Here is a 24,549-nt window from a genome sequence, read left to right as displayed (position 1 = left end):
TGACGGGTTCCTTAATACCTTGAGCCGAGGGATGGCGTGGCGGACACGGCTCGCGCAGGGAACGGGCACACGACGCGCCCCCGCTTGGGGAGAGTCATGCTGCGCAAGTCGATTCGTCGTGCCCTCGGAGCCGGTGTCACCTCGCTCCTCGTCGTCGTGGGAGCGCTCGCGGGGCAGTCGCCGGCGTATGCCGCCGCCCCGGACCCGGGTGTCGACCGCGTCGTCGCGCTCCTCGGCGGAAGCGGCGGCACGCGGAACCTCGCCACGTGGACCGCCGGGCTCGCCGCCGTCGGCGCCCTGGGCAAGGCGATCCCGTACGTCTCGGCCAGCCCCGGTGGTCTCGCCGGCGTCGACGACCTCGTCGACAAGGGGGTGGCCACGGCCTTGGCGGGCACGACGACCTGGGCCGACCTCGCGACCTCCGGCGAGGCGGTCTCCCTGCCGGGTGGCCGCACCGGGACGCTCGACGTGTCGGTCGACGACGTCGGCGACGGCAAGCGCGTGCACGTCAACCTCGTCGTCACCCGGACCGCCACGCAGCAGGCGCTCGCCGTCAGCTCCGTGAGCCCCAAGGTCGAGCTGAGCTCGCCCAAGGGCGTCACCGCCGCCGTCGAGGCGACCCTCTCCCTCTGGGTGGTCTGGACCGGCCCGACGACCAACCGCGTCTACCTGGCGAGCGACTCCGCCCACGCGCCGCGCCTCGACGTCGACGTGAGTGCCACGCTCTCCGGCTCCGCCAAGGCGGCCGTCGGCATCCTCGGGGTGACCCTGAGCAGCACGGACTTCACCGTCACGTCACATGCCTACGCGCGCATCGACGACCCGAACAACGACGGGGTGCTGGCGTTCGACGCTGCCGGAGCCGGCGACGGCGAGCTCGCCGCCGACGGTTCGCTGGCGGGCCTGGTCTCGGCGAACCTCGACCCGACCGGCTCACCGTCCGACCCCGGGACACCGGGGTCGGTCAAGGGGACGCTGTCGGTCGCCGCGGACACGAGCGGCCTTGCCGGCGTGAGCTTCCCGAGCAACGTCGCCGCCGACGTGTCGGTCGCCTGGCCGAACATCTCCACCGGCACGCCCACCGTGACCGCTCCGACCCTCGCCGGGCTCGTCGGCAAGTTCCAGAACATGAGCCTGCGCGACCTCGCCGACGGGCTCGCCCAGGTGGCCGTCGCGCTGTCGGGCATCCAGCAGGCGAAGTTCGACCCGGACGGCGCCGGACCGCTGCCGACGACGGGCAACCTGGACCTGCCGTTCCTGCGCGGGACCGTGTCCGACGCCGTGAAGGCCAACCAGGTGCTCGTCGACTTCCTCAAGGCCAACGTCGTCCAGCAGCCCGACCCCGACCAGCCGTCGCCGGCGGGCTTCGACGCGACGACCGTCGGCAACCCGACCTTCGACTCGCTGCAGGACCTCATCGCCAAGCTCAAGACGGCCGGCGTCGGCCTCGACGACCTGGCCTGGGACCCGACGACGAGCAAGCTCGTCTTCCGCATGAGGATGGTCCGGACGGCGCCGGCGGCGGGAGTCGCGATGGACGCCGGCAGCGCGCGCACGTCGCGTCCGTCGGCGACGTATGCCGCCACCGGCCTGGCGCTCGACGACGGCACCCAGCCCTGGCAGGCGAACCAGTGGGCCGGCATGCGCGTCATGGCCGGCACGTCCGCCGGCGAGATCGCGTCCAACACGAAGAGCTCGCTGACGCTGTCCGGCCCGTGGATCGGCGGGCAGCCCTCTGCCAGCACGCCGTTCGTCATCGTCGGCCCGGAGGCGCAGCTCGGTGCCGTCACCTTCGGTGACCGGCTCACCGACCAGCCGGTGGCAGGAGGGCCGCGACGGGGCATCCTCCGGGCCAACTCCGCCCAGACGTTCGCCACCGTCAAGCCGTCCTTCGCCGCCGACCTGACCCTGGTGCTCGACCTCCAGGACGCCCGCACCGGGGACGCGTGCATCGGCTTCGAGGGCAACACCCAGGCGTGCCCGTTCCTCCAGACCACGGGGGCCTTCAAGACGAACGTGACCTCGCTCCCGCTGGGGGCCGACCGGGTCCTCGTGCGGACCGGGAGCCCGCTGCTCACCGCCGACTTCCCGATCGACACCGCGGTGGACTTCACCGCGAACGCCGGCTTCTTCCAGGTGCGCCTCAAGGGCCACCTCGCCGTGTGCAACGGCGCTGCCCCGGCGGACTGCTCCGCACCCGGCTCGGGCCACATGCTGTCCATCGGTCTCAAGCAGGCCGGCGACGCGCAGCACGACATCCGGCTGCGCGAGCTCTTCGACAAGCTCGTGACCTCGAGCCCGACCGGGCCGAGCCAGGCGGGCGACCTGCTCGACGTCGACCTCAACGTCCGGGCGACCGCGGACCTCAAGGCCTCGATCCCCGACGCGGACGGCTTCCTGCCCGCCGGCACCGACGTCGGTGTCTCGGCGACGTGGAACGACGTCACCCAGCTCTCCGGGGCGAACGGGCCGCACCTCGACCTCAGCAAGCTCGGCAGCATCTTCGCCCTCGACATCAAGCCGGGTTCGCAGGCCGAGCTCTTCGCCATCGTGCTCAAGACCCTGCAGACCCTGGCCGCCCAGCTCGCAGACGCCCAGCCCGGCGGCACGAACGGCGTCTACAGCCGCGAGATCCCCGGCACCGGGACGTCGCTGCGCCAGCTCATGCAGCGTGACTCCTCCGGCGTCGGCAGCGACGTCCACTACGGCGTGAACACCCTGCAGCACGTGGGGCGCACGTTCGACAGCTCGTTCGTCGGGCGCACGGTCGTCGTCGGGACCCAGGTGGCCGTCGTCGCGTCGGTGTCCGGTGACACCGTAACGCTGACCGACAGCTGGGCGACCAAGCCCACGGACGACACGGCATACACCTTCAGGTCGCCGCTCGACGACGCCATCGACATCTTGTCGGTCCACCCACCGCAGAACATGCAGGACCTCGTCGCGTTCCTCGACCAGCGTCTCGGCACCGGGGCACTGCACTTCCGCTACCTCGACGACGCAGGCACGCCGAGCGTCGTGCTCGCCCTCGACTGGAAGCGGGACTACCGGACCAACGCGCCCCTGCGGCTCGACCTCGGTGGCGACCAGTCGCTCGTCTCGGCCGCCGCGACCGGTCAGGGGTCGGTGCACGTCAAGGGCGGCGTCGACGTCGGCCTCGTCGTGCCGCTCGCCCCGGGCACCGGCCCGGCGGATGCGGCCTCGCTCAAGGTGCTGCAGGACTCGAAGCTCAGCGTCGCGGCGTCCGCGACGTTCAGCGGGCGGGTGGCCGGCACCATCGGTCCGCTGACCGTCTCGGCGGGGGATCCGGGCGGCGACGCCGCCAAGCAGGTGGCCCTCAAGGCCGACCTCAGCCTCGACCTCGCCGACGCGAGCGCCGGCCCGGACACGCCGGTCAGCTTCTCGACCTTCCTGTCGGGTCTCGATGTGGGCTTCAACGCCTCCAACACCCCCGTCGACTGCGGCGAGGGGCTGACGACCAAGCTCATGGTGTGCGGCACCGTCCCGCTCTACGCCATGGTGCCGGGCAGCGCTCCGGCCTCGCTGGGGTCGATCGCGCTGCGTCTGCCCGACTCCACGGACCCGGCCGACCTCACCACCCTCTCGGGCAACCTGCCCGCCCCCGACGCCACGAAGAAGCGCTTCGACGTGCCCGACCTGTCGGCGGCGTTCGCCAGCGCCTTCGCCGACTTCACCCAGATCGGCCCCGGCCTCGACGGCTACCTCGAGAAGATCGAGCAGGCCATGCGCCTCGCGACCTTCGACGGCAAGCTGCCGTTCGTCGGCAAGGACCTCCAGCAGGGCGCGGACTCCATCGGGCGCCTGCGGTCCGAGATCAAGGCGAAGCTCGGCAACATCCCGGCCAGCCCGTCCGAGGCGCGCACCTACGTCAACGCCAAGCTCGCCGAGGCGATCAGCGCCGCGGGCCTCCAGCAGACGACGCTCGAGGTCGACTACGAGTGTAAGCTCAAGCTGGAACCGACCGCTGCCCCGACCCTGGTCGCCACTCCGGCCACGACGGGTGCCACGAAGTGGCGCTACGAGATCGTGGCGAGCCAGGGCAGCGGCTCCGGCACGACGGGCGACACGGTCCCCTCGGCCGCGAGCCCCGAGGCGACCACCTCCTGGACCACTCTCGGTGGCGGCAACTCCATCAAGGTCGCGTGGACGGCATCCGCCGGGGCGACGAAGTACAAGGTGCTGCGCAGCAAGGACGGCGGCGCGTTCGAGCTCGTCAAGGTCGTCGACGCGGCCTCCGGGAGCGCCCAGTCCTTCACCGACGACGGCAGCGCCACGGCGTCCGCCTACACCCCGGTGAGCACCAAGCCCGATCGCACCGACTGCCCGACGACGAGCATCAACGGGATCAGCCTGGCGTTCACCGTCAAGGCCGGCACGATCACGCCGGACGACGGCTGTGTGGCCGGTTCGGGCTGCCTCGGGGACGGCAAGAAGCTCCCGCTCGACATCGGCATCCCGGGTCTCGCACTCAAGGCCGGCACGGACGATGCGATCACCTACGGCCTCGGCATGCAGCTGCACCTCAAGGCCGGGGTCAACACCGACAAGGGCTTCGTCATCTACACCCACGACGCCTGGCAGAACGGCGCAGCCGCGCCCGAGTTCGGGCTCGGCGCGCGCTTCGACATGCCGAGCTCGATGAAGGCCAAGCTCGCCTTCCTCGACATCGACGTGACGAAGAGGAACACCGCGCCCCTGTTCGCCGGGGCCTTCCTCGTCGACCTCAAGTCGCGGGACGCGACGGAGTCGGACGCGTCGGTGCTGACCATCGCCGACATCGGCGACGGCGACGTCTCCTCGCTCTTCGGGATCTCGCTCACCGCGAAGGTCAAGGCCGACTGGCTCGTCAAGGCGTCCGCCGACTCGGTGCTGCCCGGCGTCCAGACGAACTTCGTCCTCGGCTGGGAGTTCGCCGACAAGGACCTCAAGCACCTCGGCGCCCCGACGATCGAGTTCAAGGACGTCGCCATCGACGCGGGTGGCTTCCTGTCCAACCTCCTCGGTCCGGTGCTGACGAAGGTCAAGTCGGTGACGGGTCCCCTCCAGCCGGTGCTCGACACGCTGTACGCACCGATCCCCGTGCTGTCCGACCTCAGCCGGATGGCGGGCGGCGGCGACGTCAGCCTCATGACGCTCGCCAAGACGTTCAACACCGTGGCGGGAGGTCCCAAGCTCGAGTTCGTCGACAAGATCGCCGCGCTGACGACGCTCCTCAACCACCTTCCCGAGTGCGGTCACGGAACCGTCGACCCGAGCTGCCTCATCCCCATCGGCAGCTTCACCGTGAGCGGGCCCAGGGCGCTCGACACGGACGTCTCACCGACGAGCAGCCTCGAGCCGGGAGCCGGCACCTCCCTCATCGACACGTCCGCGCCCGCGAGCGAGAGCGACGTCAAGAACGCCCTCAACTCCAAGGGCGGCAAGGGCAAGGTCTTCGGCTCCGCCGGTGACGAGGGCTCGGCCAACAAGTCCGGGTTCACCTTCCCGATCCTCGACAACCCGTCGTCGGTCTTCAGCCTGCTCATGGGCAGCGACGTCTCGCTCGTCGAGTTCGACAGCGGCCCGCTGACGCTCGGCTTCACGTGGCGTCAGTCGTTCGGTCCCGTCTATGCGCCGCCGCCGGTCATGGTGACGCTGTCGGGCTCCGCGTCGGTGACCCTGCGCTTCATGGCCGGGCTCGACACCGCCGGGATCCGGTATGCCGTGGAGGCCGCCCAGAAGGGGGCGCCCGTCGACGCCGTCAAGCTCCTCGACGGCCTCTACTTCAAGACGACGGACTCCGCCGGCCGTCCCGTGCCGGTCGTCCAGCTCGACGGCGAGATCGCTGCGGGAGCGGCCGTCACGGCCGTCATCATCACGGTCGGCATCGAGGGCGGGCTGCACCTGACCATCGGGTTCCACTGGAACGACCCCAACAACGACGGGAAGTTCCGCGTCAGCGAGTTCCTCCAGACCGCCGTCAACAACCCGTTGTGCCTCTTCACGACGACGGGTCGGCTCAGCCTGTTCCTCCGGCTCTACGTCACGCTCGGCTTCTCACCGTTCAGCGTGTCCTTCTCGATCAACCTCGCGGACATCACGCTGCTCGACTTCACGGCGAAACCGAACTGCACCCCACCACCGCCACGTCTCGGCGGGACGACCGGCGACACCCTCGTCGTCTTCGCCGGACACTTCGGCACCGACGCCGCCCGCGGCGCGCCCTGGGGCAACACCGCCGCCACCGAGTCGGACGTCGTCAAGGTCACGGCGCTGCGCTTCGCCCAGAAGCCCGGCGACGACGCCGGCACCAACCCCGACTTCGACGGCTTCGCCGTCCAGATGCTCGGAGAGCGCCGGGAGTACCTCGACCCGAACCTCCAGCGAGTCGTCGTCGACGGCAGGGGATCCTCGACGCCGATCATCGTCAGCCTCGTCGGCGACGGGAAGAAGGACTCCAACCCCTCCTCGACGACGAGCGCGGCCGACCTGACCGCGTTCGACAGGGACGCCGTCGTGTTCGGCACGCCCGGCAAGGACCAGATCCAGACGGGCACCGGCAACTCGTGGGTCGACGGAGGCGCGGGTGACGACCGCATCGTCACCGCGGACGCCCCGGGCAAGGTGGCGCGCGTGGCCGGAGGCGCCGGGGACGACACCATCACGACCGGTCAGGGCGACGACCTCGTCTCCGGTGACGGCAGCCTCTCGAGCGACGGAGGTCCGGTGGCAACGAGGTCGGTCACGGCGACGCTCAACGACGTCGACCACGCCAGCTCGGGCCTGACGTCCGTCGGCCTCGGCGACGTCGTCGACTGGAGCAAGCTCGACGTCGACCCGACGGCGACGGACCCGGCCACCGGCGGGAGCGACGTGATCAGCGTCGGCCTCGGCCGCAACCGGGTCAACGCCGGTCCCGGCGACGACAAGGTGGGCGTGGCTGCCGACCGTCCCGGCACCGCGGCGGGAACGACGATCCGCTCGAAGGGCAACACCCTCATCGGTGGGCAGGGCAGCGACTCCCTCACCGGCGGCAGCGGACCGGACACGATCTACGCCTCGACCGAGCAGACCTTCGGCGTCGACGCAGCCGGGCCTGCCGACACGCTCACGACCCCGTCCGGACAGCCGGAGATCCCCAACATCATCGAGACGGGATCGGGCGACGACATCGTCTACGGCAGTCGCGAGCAGGACGTCGTGACGAGCCACTCGGCGAGCTCCGAGCACGCCCGGATCCTGGGCGGCGGCGGCGAGGACGCCCTCGTCGGCGGCTACGGCTCCGACGCGCTCTTCGGCGGCCCGGGTGACGACTACGTCGTGGCCGAGCCGAGCAAGGTCGGCGGCCTCGCGTCCACCCAGACGGTCGACGGCGTCACCTTCGGACGCACCCGCGCCGTCGAGCACCTCGCACTGCCGGACGGCACGGGGTCCTCGCCCAAGACCCTCGTCGGCGGCCTCGGCAGCGACCACGTCGTCGGCGGTGACGGGCCCTCCACCATCTTCGGTGACACGCTCCGTGACGCCACGACGGTGTCGTCCGCCGCCGACGAGACCTGCCGTGCGGGCTCGCCCGTCGCCTCCGACCCGGTGCCCGAGGGCACGTCGGGCGGCAGCGACCCGAGCGCCGACGACGGTCCCGACCTCATCACCGGGGGTGCGGGGGTCGACACGATCTCCGCCGGCGGTGGAGCCGACCGGGTCGACGCCGGTGGCGGCAACGACCGCGTCTGCGGACAGCAGGGCGATGACGTCCTCTTCGGTGGCGACGGTGCCGACTCGGTGTGGGGCGGCACGGGCTCCGACCGTGGCTACGGCGGCTCGGGTCCCGACCTGGTCTTCGGCAACGCCGGCGCCGACAGCCTCTACGGCCAGGACGCGGCGGACGTCATCGAGGGCAACGACGGGGCCGACTGGGCCAGCGGCGGCGACGGGAACGACATCGTCTACGGCGGCACCCGTGCCGCCGGACGCGCCGACAAGGACCCGGCCGACGCCGGCGACGTGCTCTCCGGTGACACCGGGGACGACATCCTCATCGGCGACAACGGCACCGTCGACGACCCGACGTCGACCTCCGACGCCCCGGCCGTCCCGTTCGACCTCGCGGGCACGTCGCCCGACGCGGGCCGCGGCGACCAGATCTTCGGGGGGTCCGGCAACGACACGGCATACGGCGGCCTCGGCGACGACCGCGTCAACGGCGGTGACGACGCCGACCACCTCGAGGGCAACAACGGTTCGGACACCATCCACGGTGACCGCGGCGAGGACGAGATCGTCGGTGGCTCCTTCGAGCAGGCGAGCCCGGGGGTGGGTCGACCCGACTCGGGCGACGTGCTCTACGGCGACGACGGCGCGGACCTCGTCGCGGGCGACAACGCGGTCCTGACGGCAGGGGTCAGCGCTGCCGACGCGACACCGATCACCCGGATGCGCGGCTTCGCCGTGAACCACCGGATCACGCTGCTCGACCTGGGCGCCCTTCCGGCAGCAGCAAACTCGGGTGCCGACCTCGTCTTCGGCGGCGACGGGCAGGACGTCGTGCTCGGCCAGAGCGGTAGCGACCGGCTCGAGGGCGACGCCGGCGACGACTACGTCGAGGGCGGCCCCGGCGTCGACTGGGTCGAGGGCGACCTCGGCGACGACGACCTCGTCGGCGGCAGCTCGACACCCTCGGCCGGCTCGGGCGTCTCCGGCACGACGACGACCGGCCAGCCCGACGGCGACGACGCCGTCTTCGGTGGCCCCGGCGACGACGTCGTGCTCGGGGACAACGGCCAGGTGCTGCGCCCCGTGGCCGGCCAGGCGCCGAGCCCGGTCACGGTCCGGCTCGGCAGCACTCCGGGGACGGCCGCGACGCCGCGCGTCATCTCGCCGTGGGACCTCGGGACCGACCCCCTGACGACGCCGTCGGCGACGCTCTACGGGTTCGACCGGCTCTCCGGCGGTGACGGTGTCGACGTGCTCCTCGGCCAGGACGGCAACGACGCCGTGACCGGTGACGCCGGGGCCGACCACGTCGAGGGCAACGGCGGGGCCGACCAGCTCTTCGGCGACCTGCCGCTCGGCGAGGCATCGGCCCACGGCACGACCGTCTCGACGCTGACCGCGGCCTGGCCCGGTTCGGCCAGCCCGACCGCGCTGCTGCGCGGCACGAGCTCGGCGCCCGGGCAGGACGACGTCATCGGAGGCTCGGCCGTGCCCGGCTTCCGCGACGGCGCCGACGTCATCGAGGGCAACGGCGGCGACGACGTCGTGCTCGGTGACAACGGCTCGCTCCTGCGCACCGTGCAGGGCAGCGCCGGGTCGCAGTCCGAGAAGGTCTACACCGACCGCTATCCCGACGGGGCCGTGCCGTCCGACGCCACGGCGTCACGCACGCACGACCCCGCCCTCCCGGGCCCGAGCACCCGCTTCTGCACCACGGCGCAGGCGACGTGCGAGCCCGTCGGGGCCTTCGGTGCCGACGTCATCTGGGGCGACGACGGCAACGACGGCATCTGGGGGCAGGACGGCAACGACACGATCTCCGGCGGCTACGGCGACGACGACCTCTACGGCGAGCTCGGCGACGACCGGATCTCCGGCGACAGCGGTCGCGACGCCATCGTGGGCGACCGGGGCGGCATCGTGAACCAGTACCTCAGCGCAGGCGACAGCCCGGGCCAGGCCGCGGTGACTCTCAACAGCCCGCCCAAGGAGACGTTCACGGCCTTCCCGCGCGGTGCCTACGACCGGCGGGTCGACCTGCTCCACGACGTCGACGGTGACCAGTGGGTCGGGACCTCGACCGCAGCCGCCATGCCGCACAACGGCATGGACGAGGGCGGCCGTGACCTGATCCGTGGCGGCTCGGGCGACGACGCCATCCACGCCGGCTACGGCGACGACGTCGTCAACGGCGACAGCGGCGGCGACGACGTCTTCGGCGGCGACGGTGAGGACGTCCTGTGGGGCGGACAGGGCTGCGACGCCGTCCTCGACGCCGCCACCCCGGACTGCCTCGTCAACGGGGTCTTCACGCCGAGCTCGCGCGGGACCGACGACCGGTTCGTCGACCACGTCTTCGGCGGTGCGGGCGAGTCCGACCCTGCCAAGCAGGACGTGCTCGGCTCCGACCTGCTCGACGTCCGGCCCCGGGGCACCTACACGCCCGGCAGCGGGTGCACGCTCGGTGACTGGCCGCTGACGACGGGGAGCAGGAAGAGCGTCGTCACGGTCGACCCGTGCCTGTGGTTCGAGATGACGGGGCTGGCCGACAGCGACCCGACCAACGACAACCACCACCAGGGCACGGACTGGCTCTACGGCGGCTGGGACCGCGACGTGCTCCAGGGCGACGTGACGGCCAACGGCCCCAACGCCGGCGACCGGCTCATCGACTGGAACGGCGCCTACAACCTGTTCACGCACTGCAACGCGGCGTACGGCGGGTTCAACGACGTGCGTGGGCACTCACCGGCCATGCAGAGCTGGCTGCAGCAGCTGGCGTGGTCCTCGAGCGCCGGTCGTCCCGGCACCGACGTGACGACCCCAGGCACCTCGGCCTTCCGGGAGCTCGCCATGGTCTACCCCGGCGAGAACGAGCACGGCGCGGGGCAGGCCTACCCGGGCACGCCCGGTCACTTCGACGAGACGGCCTGCACGCCCTGACACCGCCCTGACACGCCGCGGACGCACGGACGCCCCACCCGGGATCGGGTGGGGCGTCCGTGTCGCGTGGTCCAGGGGTCTCGGGTCGCTCAGGAGCCGGGCTCGGGGGAGCCGCGCTCCTGGCGCACCTGCTTGGCGCGGTACTCGTCGCGGGCCAGCCCCACGGCATACCAGCTGAAGAGCCCGCCCATCACGACGAGGACCAGCCCGACCCACTGGGGACCCTCCCCCCGGGAGATGGGGAGGAGGAACATCCCCACCACGGACCCCACCGTGAGCAGGGCCATCACGACAGCGAGGACCGCCATGCCCCACCACGTGCGCACCTGGGCCTGACCGCTGCCCGGGGTGAAGCCGATCTCGTCAGCGGGGTAGCTGTGCAGCTCGCCGGTCGTGGTCTTGCGCAGCACCCGCTTCTCGCCGCGGGCCACCGCCTCGTCGTGCGCGGCGGTCACGGCTTCGTCCTGCTTCAGCCGTCGCAGCTCGTTGCTCATGCGGGGGGCTCCTGGTTCGTGGGTTGGGGTCGGGGCCCGTGGTCGTGGTCGTTGTGGTGGATCGTGCGGCCTGACCGTCGACGTGACGCCCCCGCAGCGGGTTCCCTCGCCCGGACGGACGGGACGCGTCCACCCCGGTCGGGGTGGACGCGTCCGTGTCGTGAAACGGGGCTCAGGCGGGAGGCGCGATGTCCTGCTGCGCGGGCAGCTGGTCCTGGCGCACGATCCCGACGGGGCACGTCATGCCGTTGGGCCCGTGGTTGCAGTAGCCGCCGGGGTTCTTGTGCAGGTAGCCCTGGTGGTAGTCCTCGGCGAGGTAGAAGGGGCCGGCGTCGTCGGCGGAGCGGATCTCGGTCGAGATCTGCCCGTAGCCGAAGCCGCCGAGCACCTTCTGGAACGCCTCCTTCGTGGCCTCGGCTGCGAGCCGCTGCCCCTCGGTCGTCCAGTAGATGGCCGACCGGTAGGCGGTGCCGATGTCGTTGCCCTGTCGGTTCGCCGTCGTCGGGTCGTGGTTCTCCCAGAACGCCTTGAGCAGCAGCTCCGGGCTCGTGCGGGTGGGGTCGTAGACGACGCGGACCGTCTCGGCGTGCCCGGTGAGGCCGGTGCACGTCTCCTCGTAGGTCGGGTTGGGCGTGTAGCCGCCCATGTAGCCGGCCGCGGTCGAGACGACGCCGTCCTGCTTCCAGAAGATCCGCTCGACCCCCCAGAAGCACCCCATCGCGACGTAGAGCACCTCGGAGCCGTCGGGCCACGGGCCCTCGATCGGCGTGCCGAGCACGACGTGGGTGGGGTTCACGGCGAAGGGTCGTTCCGCGCGACCCGAGAGGGCCTCCTCGCGGCTGGGCATCTGGGACTTCCTACCGAATCCGAACACCATGCCAGTGTCACATCCTTGCTGCCGGGAGCGTCTTACGTCCCTGTAACGTCCGCGCCCGCTCCCGTATGCCTGACCGCTCGCGTATGCCGTGTGCCGACGGTCCCGGACAAATCGCTCGCCACCGCGGTGGCCCGGCCGACAGACTCTGGCCCGTGAGCGACGACCTCGAGATCAGGCCCCTCGACCTGCTGGACCCGAGCCAGGAGCCGGCGGCCCGCGGCTGGATCAGGGTGCACGCGGCCGTCCAGCGCGACATCTTCGGCGACCGGGGGAGTGCCTGGACCCTCGAGGAGGTGCAGGGCTTCGTCCGCGGGGCCGACAAGAAGCGGGTCGCCCGGGCGGCGTGGTCGGGCGGCGAGGTGGTCGGGGCGCTCGAGGTTCACCTGCCGCTGCGCGACAACCTGCGCAGCGCCCTGCTCTGGCTGTCGGTCGAGCCGTCCGTGCGCGGGCGCGGGGTGGGGTCCGCGCTCGTCGCCGAGGCCGAGCGCATCGCGGCCGAGCACGTGCGGAGCACCCTGCTCGTCGAGACCGAGTGGGCCGAGGGCAGGTCCGACGCCTCCGAGGCGTTCGCCGCGGCGCGCGGCTACGTCGTGGGTCAGACCGTGCTGCGCAGCGAGCAGCCGCTGCCGGCCGACCGTGCCGCCCTCGAGGCGCTCGTCGCCGCACCGGGTGCCGAGGACTACCGCCTCGAGTCGTGGGTGGACGACATGCCGGAGGCGTGGCTCGAGGACCGCTCGCTCCTGCAGCAGCGGATGAGCACCGACGCGCCCTCCGACGACCTCGACCTCGAGGAGGAGGACTGGGACGTCGAGCGCCTGCGGGCCGGCCTCGCACGGGCCCGCGCCTCCGGCCGGCGCGCCGTCGAGACGGCGGCCCGGCACCTGCCCAGTGGACGGCTCGTCGGCTTCACGACGGTCGGGGTCTCGGCCGGTGAGCCGGACCTCGGCTACCAGCAGGACACCCTCGTGCTCAGCGAGCACCGCGGTCACGGGCTCGGGCTGCGCCTCAAGGCGGCCAACGCCCTGCGCGTCATGGACGAGCTGCCGGGCGTCCGCGCCGTGCGCACGTGGAACGCCGCCTCCAACGAGCACATGCTCGCGGTCAACCGGCAGCTCGGCTACACCGTCGACGGCTACAGCCGGGAGTGGCAGAAGGTCACGGTGGCAGGCGAATGAGCATGCAGGTCAAGGAGATCGAGCTCGCCGTCGGCGACTCGGCCAGTGAGGCGTGGCTCGAGGTGCACCATGCGGCGAACCGCGCCGTGTGGGGCGAGGGCACCCAGCGCACGTCCATCGAGGAGATCCTCGACGTCGGGCCACGCCGTCACGAGGTGCGGCGCACCTTCGTCGTCCTGCGGCCCGGGGTCGACGGCGTCGAGGTGCCCGTCGCCGCGGCGCAGACCATCCGCCGCACCCGCGAGAACGTCGACACGGCCGGGGTGTGGCTCTCGGTCCACCCCGACCACCAGCGGCAGGGGATCGGCTCGCTGCTGCTCGCCCACTGCGAGCAGTCGCTGCGTGACGACGGGTGCACCCGCATCCACGAGCACAGCGGCGCTCCGGTCGAGCAGGGTGACGCCGCAACGGGATTCGCGTCGGCGACCGGCTACCGGCAGACTCTCCTCGACCTCCGCCAGGACCTCGCGCTGCCTGTCGACGACGCGGCGCTGACCGCGCTCGACCCGGGAACCGACGACACGGCATACGTCATCGAGACGGCGGTGGACGGGCTCCCGGAGGAGTGGCTGGAGGACCGAGCCCTGCTCGCCCGACGGATGAGCACCGACGCGCCGTCGGGCGACATCGACCTCGACGAGGAGGACTGGGACGCCGAGCGGGTCAGGCAGCAGTGGAACACCCCGAGCCCGATCTGGTCGGTCGAGTCCGTCGCCCGGCACGTGCCGTCGGGGCGGCTCGTCGCCTTCACCGACCTGACGGTCCGGCCCGGCCAGCCCGACCTCGCCATCCAGGCCGACACGCTCGTCCTGCACGAGCACCGTGGTCACGCGCTCGGTCTCGCGGTCAAGCTCGCCAACCTGCGCGCCCTGCAGCGCGAACGACCCGACGTGACGACGGTCCGCACGTGGAATGCCGACACGAACACCCACATGGTCGCCATCAACGAGCGGCTGGGTTTCGTCGTCACCGGGTGGACGCGGGAGTGGGCCAAGGAGCTCTGAGCGGTCTCGTCACGGGTGGCGTCGCGGTGAACCGCCGGCGGCGCCGGGACGTCATGGGGGACAGGTACTAGGACCAAAGCCCGATGGTGCCTGCCCGCCCCGAGGCCGCACGGTGGACCCACAGCACCCGCTGACCCGCCCACCGCACCGTGAAAGGTCCACTCACATGAGACGCCTCACCATCGCCGCCGCCGCGGTCGCCGCGCTCGTGCCGGCCACCCTCGGCCTCGTCGGCAACAGCTCCTTCGCCCAGAGCGTCCCTGCCCGCGTGCCCGCGTCCGCCCAGGTCGTCCCCGAGGCCGGCGACGACGACCCCCACACGGGCACGCCGGTGGCCACGCCCCTGCCCTCCCGCACCACCGAGGTCGGCGACGACCACGGTGGTGACCGTCCGCGCGCCTCGCGCACCGAGGCTGGCGACGACCACGGCGGCCGGATGGTCTCGACGGGATCGACGTCCTCGGGGGTGTCGCGCTCGGGCTCCTCGAGCTCGGGCTCGGGCTCGGGCTCGGGCTCTTCAGCGTCGGGGTCGTCGGGGTCGTCGCGCTCGGGGGGCGACGACTCGGCATCACGGCACTCCGGCTCCGACGACTCCGGCTCGCACTCGTCGGGTGGCCACGGCTCCGACGACTCGGGTGGGGACGACCACTGAGCAGCCGGCGCCCCGACCGCACAGGCACCACGGACACGGTCCCGGTGCCTGTGACGGCGGCGCACCCGGTGGACCCCCAGCCACCGGAGGCGCCGCGCGCCGTCGGCGGGCGTGACCACCACGACCTCCCCGACCTCCCCCCGTGGTGGACGCTCGCCGACGGCGTCACGCCGGCACCCGTGCGACCGCTGCCGAGCCGCCGCCGCACGGTGGTGCAGCTCGGGATCGCGGCACTCGCGGTGTTCGTCGCCGTCGTCGTGGGCGCGTCGTTCGCGGCGAGCCGGCTCGCCGAGCGCGAGGCCGTCAACGACGCGGCCCACACGACGAACCTGCTCGCGCTCGCAGTGGTCCAGCCCGTCCTGCAGGATGCCCTGCTCACCGGTGACGCCGCGGCCTACGACGCGCTCGACCGGGTGGTGCGCGAGCGGGTGCTGCCCAACGGCATCGTCCGGGTCAAGCTGTGGGCGCCGGACGGCCGCGTCGTCTACGCCGACGAGACCCGGCTCGTCGGGCAGCAGTTCACCCTGGGCGACGAGCAGCGGGCGACGCTCGCGCAGCCCCGGACCCGCGCCGAGGTCTCTGACCTGGCCAGCTCGGAGAACGAGTTCGAGCGCTACGGCGGCAAGCTGCTCGAGGTCTACCGCCCTGTCTGGACGCCGTCGGGTGCCGAGCTGCTCTTCGAGGTCTACGGCGACTACGAGCCGGTGAGCGCACGGGCGTTCGACCTCTGGCGCGGCCTCGCCGGGGTGCTCGCGAGCAGCCTGCTGCTCCTGCTCGTCCTCATGGCCCCGATCATCTGGCGGCTGCTCGACCGGCTCGGCGCCGCCCAGGCGCAGCGCGAGTCGGTGCTGCGGGCGTCGGTCGAGGCGTCGGCGCGCGAGCGGCGGCGGATCGCGGCGGACCTGCACGACGGGCCGGTCCAGGACCTCGTCGCGAGCTCGTTCGCCGTCAGCGGCGCTGCCGAGTCGGCCCGGTCGGACGGGCGCCCTCGTCTCGCGGCGACCATCACGGAGGCTGCCTCGACCGTGCGTGCCAGCGTCGCGAGCCTGCGCTCGCTCCTCGTCGACATCTACCCCGAGCGGCTCGCCGACGCCGGGCTCGCGGCGGCCGTCGCCGACCTCGCTCGCCCCCTCGCCGGACGCGGCATCGACGTCGTGGTCGACGTCGACGAGACGCAGGCCGCGCGCCTCGGCGAGGCGGCCCAGCAGGTGGCCCACCGGGTGGCCCGCGAGTGCCTGCGCAACGTCGTGCGCCACGCGGACGCCCGGCACGTCGTCATCCGGCTCGCGGCCGCCGACGCGGTCGAAGCGCGCGACGCGCGTGACGCGGGCGCCGCGGGTGCCACGGGTGCCACGGGTGACGGGCTCGACACCGCCTGCTCCGACGCCCCTTGGGCCACCGGCAGCGCGGACCGGGGAGACCCCCGTCGCCCCGTCGTGCTGAGCGTCACGGACGACGGCGTGGGCTTCGACCCGGCCCGGCTGCCCCGGGTGGAGGGACACTTCGGCGTCCGCGTGCTCGCCGACCTCGCGACCGACGTCGGGGCCGTCCTGAGGGTCCGGTCGGCACCGGGCCGCGGCACGCAGTGGCAGCTGGCACTACCGGTCGAGGAGGACCGATGACGACCGTCGTCGTCGTGGACGACCACCGGCTCGTGCGCGCCGGTCTGCGCACCATCATCGACGCGAGCGGCGACCTCCGCGTCGTCGGGGAGGCGGGTGACGGGGCCGAGGCCGTGGCGGTCGTCGGTGAGGTCGCTCCCGACGTCGTCCTCATGGACCTGTCCATGCCGGGCGTGGACGGCATCGAGGCGATCCGACGGCTCCGGGCCGCCGGTGCCACGCCGCCGGTGGTCGTCCTCACGTCCTTCGCGGAGGCCGACCGGGTGCGCGACGCCGTCGACGCCGGGGCCATCGGCTACCTGCTCAAGGACAGCGAGCCCGGTGACGTCCTCGACGCCGTGCGAGCGGCTGCTGCGGGGCACGCCCCGCTCGACCCCCGCGTGGCACGCGCCCTGCTGCCGTCGGCCGACCGGCGTCCGTCCGGTCCCGCGCTGAGCGACCGCGAGCGTGAGGTGCTCGCGCACGTCGCGCGTGGGCAGGCGAACAAGCAGATCGCCCGCGCCCTCGGCATCAGCGAGCGCACCGTCAAGGTGCACCTCGGCAACGTCTTCCGCCAGATCGGGGTCGGTGACCGCACCTCGGCCGCGCTCTGGGCCCGCGACCACGGGATCGGCTGACCCGGCGCGGCCGTCGCGGCCGACGCGGCCGTCCGGCGGAACCGGGGGACGGCACCTCGCGTCCGTGCTCTGCAGCGCGCCGGCCCGGCGCCGCCCGAAGGGAGCCCGCCCGTGGTCCACATGGCCAGCACCGTCCGCCGCACCCTCGGTGCTCTCCTGCTCGGCGCCGTCGCGCTGACCGGCTGCACCACCTCCCCGCCCGAAGGAGGGGGAACGGACCCGTCGGCGACGATCGGGGTCGACGCCCGCGCGCAGGCGCTGTGGGCCCACCGGACGGCATACGTCGGCGACAACTCCAAGGTCATCGCGCTCGTGGGCGACGCGGGGTTCGGGCCCGCGGGCAGCTTCACCCTCTCGCTGTGGACGACGAGCAAGCCGTATGCCGTGACGGTCGCCCTCACCGACCCCGCCAAGCCGTTCGGGACGACCGACTTCCGGGCGCCGGCGACGCTGCTGCTCGGCACGGTGACCAACCTCGACGCGGTGCACGTCACCGCCGCCGGCCAGACCTACTCGCTGACGGCACAGGAGGCGAGCGAGGCCCTCGGCCACGACGTCAAGACGCTCGGCACCGACCGTGCCGCCCTCGACCGCTACCTGCGCTCGCTCGAGGACTGACTGGGCCGGCTCGGCCGGCTCGGCCGGCTCGGCCGGCTCGGTCGTCTTCCTCGGCGTGCGACACACGGGGGCGGGAATGCCGGCGCCAGGGCGGTGGTTGGCACGCGATGGGCGTCGTCCCGATTATGCCCATCCCAAGACGGGCTTATAGGTTGACGTCCGTCCCCGCACCCCGTCCGATCCACCAGGAAGCCCCACCATGCGTTCGAGGTCCGTCCTCACCGTCCTGTTCGCCACCCTTCTGACCGCCGTCCTCGCCGCGTGCAGCACCACCGGCTCGAGCGGCGGGTCGGACCTGCAGGCGGTCAAGGACGCCGGCGTGCTCAAGGTCGGCACCGAGGGCACCTACTCGCCCTTCTCGTTCCACGACCCCAAGACGAACGCCCTGACCGGCTACGACGTCGAGGTCGCCAAGGCCGTCGCCGGAAAGCTCGGCGTCAAGGTCGAGTACGTCGAGACGCCGTGGGACTCCATCTTCGCCGGCCTCGCCGCGAACCGCTTCGACGTCGTCGTCAACCAGGTGACGAAGAACCCCGAGCGCGCCGGCCTCTACGGCCTCAGCTCGACCTACACGTGGTCCGAGGGTGTCGTCGCGACGCGCGCCGACGACTCGTCGATCACCTCGCTCGCCGGTCTCAAGGGCAAGAAGTCGGCCCAGAGCCTGACGAGCAACTGGACCAAGGTCGCCAAGGACGCCGGGGCCCAGGTCGAGTCGGTCGAGGGCTTCACGCAGGCCATCACGCTGCTCAAGCAGTCGCGCGTCGACGCCACCGTCAACGACAGCCTCGCCGTGCTCGAGTACCTCAAGTCCACCGGCGACCAGTCCGTCAAGATCGCCGCCAAGACCGGTGACGTGTCCGAGCAGGTCGTCGCCACGCGCAAGGGCTCCGACCTCGTCGCCGCCATCGACAAGGCCCTGGCCGACCTCGAGGCCGACGGCACCCTGGCCAAGATCTCGGAGAAGTACTTCTCGAGCGACGTCACGAAGCAGCCGGCCGCCTCCGCCACGTCGTGAACGACCAGACCGTCTCGCTGATCCTCGACTCGCTGGGGCCGCTGCTGCGCGCCACGGTGACGTCGACGATCCCGCTGACCCTGATCAGCTTCGTGCTGGGGCTCGTGCTCGCGCTCGGCGTCGCCCTCATGCGGCTGTCGTCGGTGCGCGCGGTCTCCGGGCTGGCGCGGCTCTACATCTCGGTCATCCGCGGCACGCCCCTGCTGCTGCAGCTCTTCATCATCTTCTACGGGCTGCCCTCGATGGGGGTGCGCTTCGACCCCTTCCCGGCGGCCGTCCTCGCCTTCACGCTCAACGTCGGTGGCTACGCCGCAGAGGTCATCCGCTCGGCGATCCTGTCGGTCCCCAAGGGGCAGTGGGAGGCGGCCTCGACGGTCGGCATGGGCTACGTCACGACCCTGCGGCGGGTCGTCCTGCCCCAGGCCGCACGCACGGCGATCCCGCCGCTGTCCAACACCCTCATCTCCCTCGTCAAGGACACCTCGCTGGCCTCGACCATCCAGGTCACCGAGCTGCTGCGCGTCGCGCAGGAGGCCGCCGCGCCGACCTTCCAGTTCTTCGCGCTCTACGGGGTCGCCGCCGTCTACTACTGGGTCGTGTGCCTGGCGCTGTCCTTCGGGCAGTCCCGGCTCGAGGAACGACAGAACAGGTACGTCGCAGCATGACCGAACCCACGAGAACCCCTGCCGCGCAGTCCGACCCGCTCGTGTCGGTGTCCGGCCTCGCGAAGTCCTTCGGCGACCACGAGGTGCTGCGCTCGATCGACTTCGACGTCGCGCCCGGCAGCGTCACCGTGCTCATCGGGCCCTCCGGCTCGGGCAAGACCACGGTCCTGCGCTCCCTCAACGCCCTCGACGTGGCCGACTCCGGCATCGTCCGGATCGGGGACGTGGAGGTCGACTTCGCCCAGCGCCCCGTGACGAAGCGCCAGGTCGCGACCCTGCGTGCCCAGAGCGGCATGGTCTTCCAGGCCCACCACCTCTTCCCGCACCTCACCGTCCTCGGGAACGTCACCGCCGGACCGGTGCTCGCCCAGCGACGTGACCGTGCGGCGGTCGAGGGTGAGGCGCGCGAGCTGCTGCGCCTCGTCGGGCTCGAGGAGAAGGCCGACGCCTTCCCGTTCCAGCTCTCTGGCGGGCAGCAGCAGCGCGTCGGCATCGCCCGTGCGCTCGCGGTCCGCCCCAAGCTGATGCTCTTCGACGAGCCGACCTCCGCTCTCGACCCCGAGCTCGTCGGCGAGGTGCTCCTCGTCATGAAAGACCTTGCGGCACAGGGTTGGACGATGGTCGTGGTCACCCACGAGATCCGCTTCGCCCAGCAGGTCGCCGACCAGGTGCTCTTCATGGACGGTGGCGTCATCGTCGAGCGAGGCACCCCTGACGAGGTGCTGACCCGCCCGCGCACCGAGCGCGCCAAGCAGTTCCTCCACCGGATCCTCGACCCCCTCGACTGAACTGCGCCGACGCACCGAGGGCGTATGCCGTCCGCCGGCCTCAGGTGAGCAGGTCGGCCCGGTCCACGGCGCGCTCCACGACGGTCGCCATGTCGGCGTAGCCGCGGTCGTTCGGGTGGAACTTGTCCGAGGCGAGCCGCCCGCGCCACGAGCGCGGCCCGTCCCGTCTCATGTCGACGAGGACGAGGCGTCCCGCGTCGGCCCGCTCGCGCAGCATCGCGTCGACGGCACGCGCCTCGCGGTGCGGGTTGGGCAGGTTGGAGACGAGGGCGCCGTCGGGCAGCCGGTCGAGCAGCTCGCCGAAGCGCGTGACGAGGCCGCGCCGGTGCCGGCGCACCACGACGTCGTTGGAGCCGATGACCACCGTGACGAGCGCTGCGGGGACGCCGCCGTCCGTGAGGAGCTCGAGGGCTGCCATCTGGCGGTCGAGCACGTCCTCGACACGGGCGCCGTTGACCCCGAGGTTGACCAGGCGGTGCTCCCAGCCCCGCGCGGCGAGACGCCCGCTCAGCTGTCCGACCCAGCCGCGGTCCGGGGCGCTCGCGCCGATGCCCTGCGTCATCGAGTCACCGAGCGCCACCCACAGGGGGCCGTCCCCACTCGCGGCCACGCGGTTGTGGGACTCCCACCACACGGCATACGGAAGCACCTGCTCCTGGACCGCGCGGATGCCCGGGAAGGTGGCCGACAGCGCCGAGAGCACGGGCCCGCGGGGGCGCACGCTGCGGTTGCTGTAGACGAACTCCGGGGCCACGACGACAGCATCTCAGACGACCCTCGGCGGGGCGCCGGGGCGTGGGGGCCGCGGCGTCGCAGGGCATAGGCTCGGACCCATGTCTGACGAGCACGGATTCTCCACACGCGCCATCCACGCCGGCCAGGAGGCCGACGAGCTCACCGGTGCGGTGGTGCCCCCGATCTACCAGGTGTCGACCTACAAGCAGGACGGCATCGGCGGGTTCCGCAACGGCTACGAGTACAGCCGGTCGGCCAACCCGACCCGCAACGCGCTCGAGGAGTGCATCGCGGCGCTCGAGGGTGGCAGCCGCGGCTTCGCCTTCGCCTCGGGGCTCGCCGGCCAGGACACCGTTGCCCGTGCGCTGCTCGTCCCCGGCGACCACGTCGTCGTGCCCAACGACGCCTACGGCGGCACGTACCGCTACTTCAACAAGGTGGCCAAGCCGCAGGGCATCGAGCACTCCATCGCGAACATGGGCGACGTCGAGGCCGTCCGCGCCGCCATCCGTCCCGGGCAGACCAAGATGGTCTGGGTCGAGACGCCGACCAACCCGCTGCTCGGTGTCGCCGACATCGAGGCCATCGCCGGTGTCGCCCACGAGGCCGGTGCGGTGCTCGTCGTCGACAACACCTTCGCCACCGCCTACCTGCAGAGCCCCCTCGCGCTCGGCGCCGACATCGTCACGCACTCGACGACGAAGTACTCCGGTGGGCACAGCGACGTCGTCGGTGGCGCCGTCGTCACGGCGAAGACCATCACGGTGCCCGGCTACGAGGACGCGGAGGAGCGGATCGCCTTCCACCAGAACAGCATCGGCGGTGTCGCCGGGCCGTTCGACTCGTGGCTGACACTGCGTGGGCTCAAGACGCTCGCCATCCGCATGGAGCGCCACTGCGACAACGCCGAAAAGGTCGTCGAGTTCCTCGAGGGCCACGACGGCGTCTCGCAGGTGCTCTATCCGGGCCTGCCCGGGCACCACAACCACGACGTCGCCGCCCGGCAGATGAAGCGCTTCGGCGGCATGGTCAGCTTCCGCCTGCGCCGCGGCGAGGACGCCGCGGTGAAGACGTGCGCCGCCGTCAGCCTCTGGACCCTCGGCGAGTCCCTCGGCGGCGTCGAGTCGCTCATCGAGCACCCGGGCCGCATGACGCATGCCAGCGTCGCAGGCACCGAGCTCGAGGTGCCGTCGGACCTCATCCGGCTGTCGGTCGGCATCGAGGACGTCGACGACCTCATCGCCGACCTGCGCGAGGCGCTCGACATCCACGGCTGAGGTCCCTGGCTCCGGCTGCCCATGACGATCCTCGCCGTCGACTTCGGGTCGACCTACACCAAGGGCGCCCTGATCGCCGAAGACGGCGCCGTGCTAGGCACGGCGTCGACGCCGACGACCGGCACGCAGGGGCACGGCGACATCCTCGACGGCTACCGGGCGCTGCGCGCGACGCTCGCGGTCCCGGAAGACGCCGTCGTCCGGGCCTGCTCGAGCGCGGGCGGTGGGCTGCGTCTCGCGGTCGTCGGCTACGAACGCACCGTCACGGCCCAGGCCGGGCACCGTGTCGGGCTGTCGGCCGGGGCCAAGGTCGTGCGCGTCGCGGCCGGCGAGCTGACGACGGCGGGCGGCGCCGGCGTGCGGGCTGCCCGCCCGGACATCATCCTGCTCGTCGGCGGCACCGACGGCGGCAACAGCAACGTGCTGCTGCACAACGCTGCTCGCCTCGCGAAGGCCGCCATCGGCGGCCACGGGGCGCACGCCGTCCCCGTCGTCGTGGCCGGCAACATCGAGGCACGCGCCGAAGCGGCCGCGGTGCTGGCGGAGTCGGGGCGACCGACCCTGCTCGCCGACAACGTCCTCCCGCAGATCGGCGTCATCGCGCCCGAGTCCGCGCGGGCCGCGATCCGGCACGCCTTCCTGCGCCACGTCATCGGCGGCAAGGGACTCTCGCGCGACCCGGCGTTCGCGGCGATGGTCGAGGCGGCGACACCCGACGTCGTGCTGCGCGGTGTCGAGGTGCTGGCCTCCGTCACCGACGGCGACGTGCTCGTCGTCGACGTCGGCGGGGCCACGACCGACGTCTACTCGTGCCTGTCCCCGGAGGGCGAGGACTCCGGCCTGCGCAAGGACGTCGTGGCCCCGCTCTGGCACGCCCGCACCGTCGAGGGCGACCTGGGCATGCGCTGGAACGCCGAGCACGTCCTCGAGGCCGCGGAGTCCGAGCACCTGCTCGCCTCGGTGCCAGACCCAGGCGCGCTGAAGGCGTATGCCGCTCGCGTCCACGAGCGGCCGGGCTCGCTCCCCGTCGACGACGTCGAGGGCGCCCTCGACCTCGAGATGGCCCGGCTGGCAGCGCTCGTCGCGGTCCGCCGGCACGCCCGCCCGGCCCAGCCGACCGAGTCGGCCCGCCCGCTCGCCAATGTCGTGTCCCTCGTCGGCTCCGGGGGAGTGCTACGCCACGCCGGCGCTGCCGGTCGCGACCACGTGCTCGGCGCGGTCCTCGCCGACCACGCCGGTGGCTGGAAGGTGCCGCGGTCTGCCCGCGCGACGGTCGACACGGCATACCTCCTCTTCGTCGCAGGCCTCCTCGCCACTGAGCCCAACTCCAGCGAGCCGAGCGCCCAAGACGACGACCGCAACAACGGCAACGGCAACGAACTAGCCCGAACCCTCGCCCGCGCCATCACCCTCTAACCGTCGAAAGGCCAAAGTTCGCGGGTCCTCACCCGTCGAAGGGCCAGAGTTCGCGGGTCCTCACCCGTCGAAGGGCCAAAGTTCGCGGGTGCCTGACTGTCGACAGGCCAAGAATCGCAAGTGACTCCACGTCGTCCACACCCCCTGGCTCGCTCGGCCCGTGCCCCACAGTGCCGCGGGAGGGCCTAGCCGAAACTCCCTCGTGCGCAGACCGTCGGGTGCATGCAATCCCAGGTGCTACCACCCGACCTGCTCTTGCGTCCCTTCCGCACGACGGAGGCGCTCGCACGAGGAGTGACGCCGTCTCGCCTGCGGGCGGGCGACCTCTGGACGCCCACGCCTGGCGTGCGCACCAAAGACGTGCCGACAACGTTGCTGGAGCGGGCGACCGCGTTCGCGGCTGCGTCGTCCGGCGACTTCGCCTTTGCCCATGCAACCGCTGCGCGACTCCTCGGGATCCCGCTCCCGTTCGCCTTGGAGGAGGATCCGCATATCCACATCGTCACGCGCACGGAAGCCAACCGCATCCGGCGGTGGGGTTGACCCCGTTTCGTGGACATCGGTTAAGCGGCTTCTGCGGCCGCCGTGGTGATCCGGTGTTCGAACGCTACCGGGCTGATCTGGCCGAGCGCGGAGTGGCGTCGGCGACGGTTGTACACGGTCTCGATCCAGCAGGACACCTCACGGATGGCCTCGGCGTGGGTGGCGAACACGTGACGGGTGTAGAACTCGGTCTTGAGCGTGGACCAGAAGCTCTCCTGCTGGGCGTTGTCGTAACAAATCCCGGTCCGACCGACGGACAGCCTCACCTTGAACCGCTCCGGGTTTAGTGGAGGCTGGGTTGTGCCGACTCGGCGGTGTCCGTGTCGGTGTTCTGACGGTAGTACTGCTCCTCGTACTCGGCCGGGGGAACGTCGCCGCACCAGGAGTGCAGCCGG

At 72.2% G+C, this 24,549-nt stretch carries 17 protein-coding genes; 13 read left to right on the top strand and 4 right to left on the bottom strand.

All coding sequences use genetic code 11. The features are described from left to right. Positions 1 to 96 precede the first annotated feature (96 nt). Positions 97 to 10,656: a calcium-binding protein gene (locus tag ABD297_RS03860; RefSeq protein ID WP_344253153.1), complete on the top strand. Its 10,560-nt coding sequence runs from the start codon at positions 97 to 99 to the stop codon at positions 10,654 to 10,656. An 89-nt stretch (positions 10,657 to 10,745) separates the two neighbouring features. On the opposite strand, the gene ABD297_RS03855 is transcribed toward ABD297_RS03860, so the two are convergent. Then, a complete protein-coding gene (locus ABD297_RS03855) occupies positions 10,746 to 11,150 on the bottom strand; it encodes a hypothetical protein (RefSeq protein WP_344253151.1) in 405 nt (134 codons plus the stop codon). A 172-nt stretch (positions 11,151 to 11,322) separates the two neighbouring features. Continuing rightward, positions 11,323 to 12,027 carry a peptide-methionine (S)-S-oxide reductase MsrA gene (gene msrA, locus ABD297_RS03850; protein ID WP_344253149.1) on the bottom strand — a complete coding sequence of 235 codons (705 nt, stop codon included), beginning with the start codon at positions 12,025 to 12,027 and terminating at the stop codon, positions 11,323 to 11,325. A gap of 152 nt (positions 12,028 to 12,179) precedes the next feature. Here msrA and ABD297_RS03845 point away from each other — a divergent pair, with 152 nt between their 5' ends. The 9 genes from ABD297_RS03845 (at position 12,180) to ABD297_RS03805 (ending at position 20,183) form a co-directional block, all read left to right on the top strand. Then, positions 12,180 to 13,202, top strand: a complete 1,023-nt coding sequence (locus tag ABD297_RS03845) for a GNAT family N-acetyltransferase (protein ID WP_344253147.1) — start codon at positions 12,180 to 12,182, stop codon at positions 13,200 to 13,202. Positions 13,203 to 13,204: 2 nt separating this feature from the next. Further along, on the top strand, positions 13,205 to 14,206 hold the full coding sequence (locus tag ABD297_RS03840) for a GNAT family N-acetyltransferase (protein WP_344253145.1): 1,002 nt from the start codon (positions 13,205 to 13,207) through the stop codon (positions 14,204 to 14,206). A gap of 166 nt (positions 14,207 to 14,372) precedes the next feature. Next, positions 14,373 to 14,858 carry a hypothetical protein gene (locus tag ABD297_RS03835; RefSeq protein WP_344253143.1) on the top strand — a complete coding sequence of 162 codons (486 nt, stop codon included), beginning with the start codon at positions 14,373 to 14,375 and terminating at the stop codon, positions 14,856 to 14,858. A gap of 68 nt (positions 14,859 to 14,926) precedes the next feature. After that, positions 14,927 to 16,480 (top strand): sensor histidine kinase, encoded by a 1,554-nt coding sequence (locus tag ABD297_RS03830; protein ID WP_344253141.1) that lies wholly within the window; start codon positions 14,927 to 14,929, stop codon positions 16,478 to 16,480. After that, complete coding sequence (locus ABD297_RS03825; RefSeq protein ID WP_344253139.1) at positions 16,477 to 17,097, top strand: response regulator; 621 nt, start codon at positions 16,477 to 16,479, stop codon at positions 17,095 to 17,097. Before ABD297_RS03830 ends, ABD297_RS03825 begins: the two co-directional genes overlap by 4 nt. A gap of 120 nt (positions 17,098 to 17,217) precedes the next feature. After that, positions 17,218 to 17,715: a DUF4825 domain-containing protein gene (locus ABD297_RS03820; protein WP_344253137.1), complete on the top strand. Its 498-nt coding sequence runs from the start codon at positions 17,218 to 17,220 to the stop codon at positions 17,713 to 17,715. Between the two features lie 199 nt (positions 17,716 to 17,914). Further along, positions 17,915 to 18,730 carry an amino acid ABC transporter substrate-binding protein gene (locus tag ABD297_RS03815; protein WP_344253135.1) on the top strand — a complete coding sequence of 272 codons (816 nt, stop codon included), beginning with the start codon at positions 17,915 to 17,917 and terminating at the stop codon, positions 18,728 to 18,730. Next, positions 18,727 to 19,395, top strand: a complete 669-nt coding sequence (locus tag ABD297_RS03810) for an amino acid ABC transporter permease (RefSeq protein ID WP_344253134.1) — start codon at positions 18,727 to 18,729, stop codon at positions 19,393 to 19,395. The genes ABD297_RS03815 and ABD297_RS03810 overlap by 4 nt, the downstream gene beginning before the upstream one ends. Beyond that, a complete protein-coding gene (locus tag ABD297_RS03805) occupies positions 19,392 to 20,183 on the top strand; it encodes an amino acid ABC transporter ATP-binding protein (RefSeq protein ID WP_344253132.1) in 792 nt (263 codons plus the stop codon). Before ABD297_RS03810 ends, ABD297_RS03805 begins: the two co-directional genes overlap by 4 nt. Positions 20,184 to 20,223: 40 nt before the next feature. Here the strand turns inward: ABD297_RS03805 and ABD297_RS03800 are convergent, their stop codons facing one another. Beyond that, on the bottom strand, positions 20,224 to 20,937 hold the full coding sequence (locus ABD297_RS03800) for an SGNH/GDSL hydrolase family protein (RefSeq protein WP_344253130.1): 714 nt from the start codon (positions 20,935 to 20,937) through the stop codon (positions 20,224 to 20,226). A gap of 79 nt (positions 20,938 to 21,016) precedes the next feature. On the opposite strand from ABD297_RS03800, the gene ABD297_RS03795 reads away from it, so the two are divergent. The 3 genes from ABD297_RS03795 to ABD297_RS03785 all read left to right on the top strand — a co-directional run bounded on the left by ABD297_RS03795 (position 21,017) and on the right by ABD297_RS03785 (position 24,154). After that, positions 21,017 to 22,195, top strand: coding sequence for a cystathionine gamma-synthase (locus ABD297_RS03795; protein ID WP_344253128.1), 1,179 nt, complete (start codon positions 21,017 to 21,019; stop codon positions 22,193 to 22,195). A gap of 21 nt (positions 22,196 to 22,216) precedes the next feature. Beyond that, positions 22,217 to 23,611, top strand: a complete 1,395-nt coding sequence (locus tag ABD297_RS03790) for a glutamate mutase L (protein WP_344253126.1) — start codon at positions 22,217 to 22,219, stop codon at positions 23,609 to 23,611. Between the two features lie 222 nt (positions 23,612 to 23,833). Further along, positions 23,834 to 24,154 carry a hypothetical protein gene (locus ABD297_RS03785; RefSeq protein ID WP_344253123.1) on the top strand — a complete coding sequence of 107 codons (321 nt, stop codon included), beginning with the start codon at positions 23,834 to 23,836 and terminating at the stop codon, positions 24,152 to 24,154. A gap of 20 nt (positions 24,155 to 24,174) precedes the next feature. On the opposite strand, the gene ABD297_RS03780 is transcribed toward ABD297_RS03785, so the two are convergent. Further along, entirely contained in the window at positions 24,175 to 24,420 is a 246-nt protein-coding gene (locus ABD297_RS03780; RefSeq protein ID WP_344253121.1) for an integrase core domain-containing protein, read from the bottom strand. Positions 24,421 to 24,549: the final 129 nt, after the last annotated feature.

This window comes from Terrabacter carboxydivorans, assembly GCF_039532035.1.
Classification (GTDB): domain Bacteria; phylum Actinomycetota; class Actinomycetes; order Actinomycetales; family Dermatophilaceae; genus Terrabacter; species Terrabacter carboxydivorans.
Note: the sequence above shows the minus strand (reverse complement) of the source record. Positions and strands in the feature narration are given on the sequence as shown.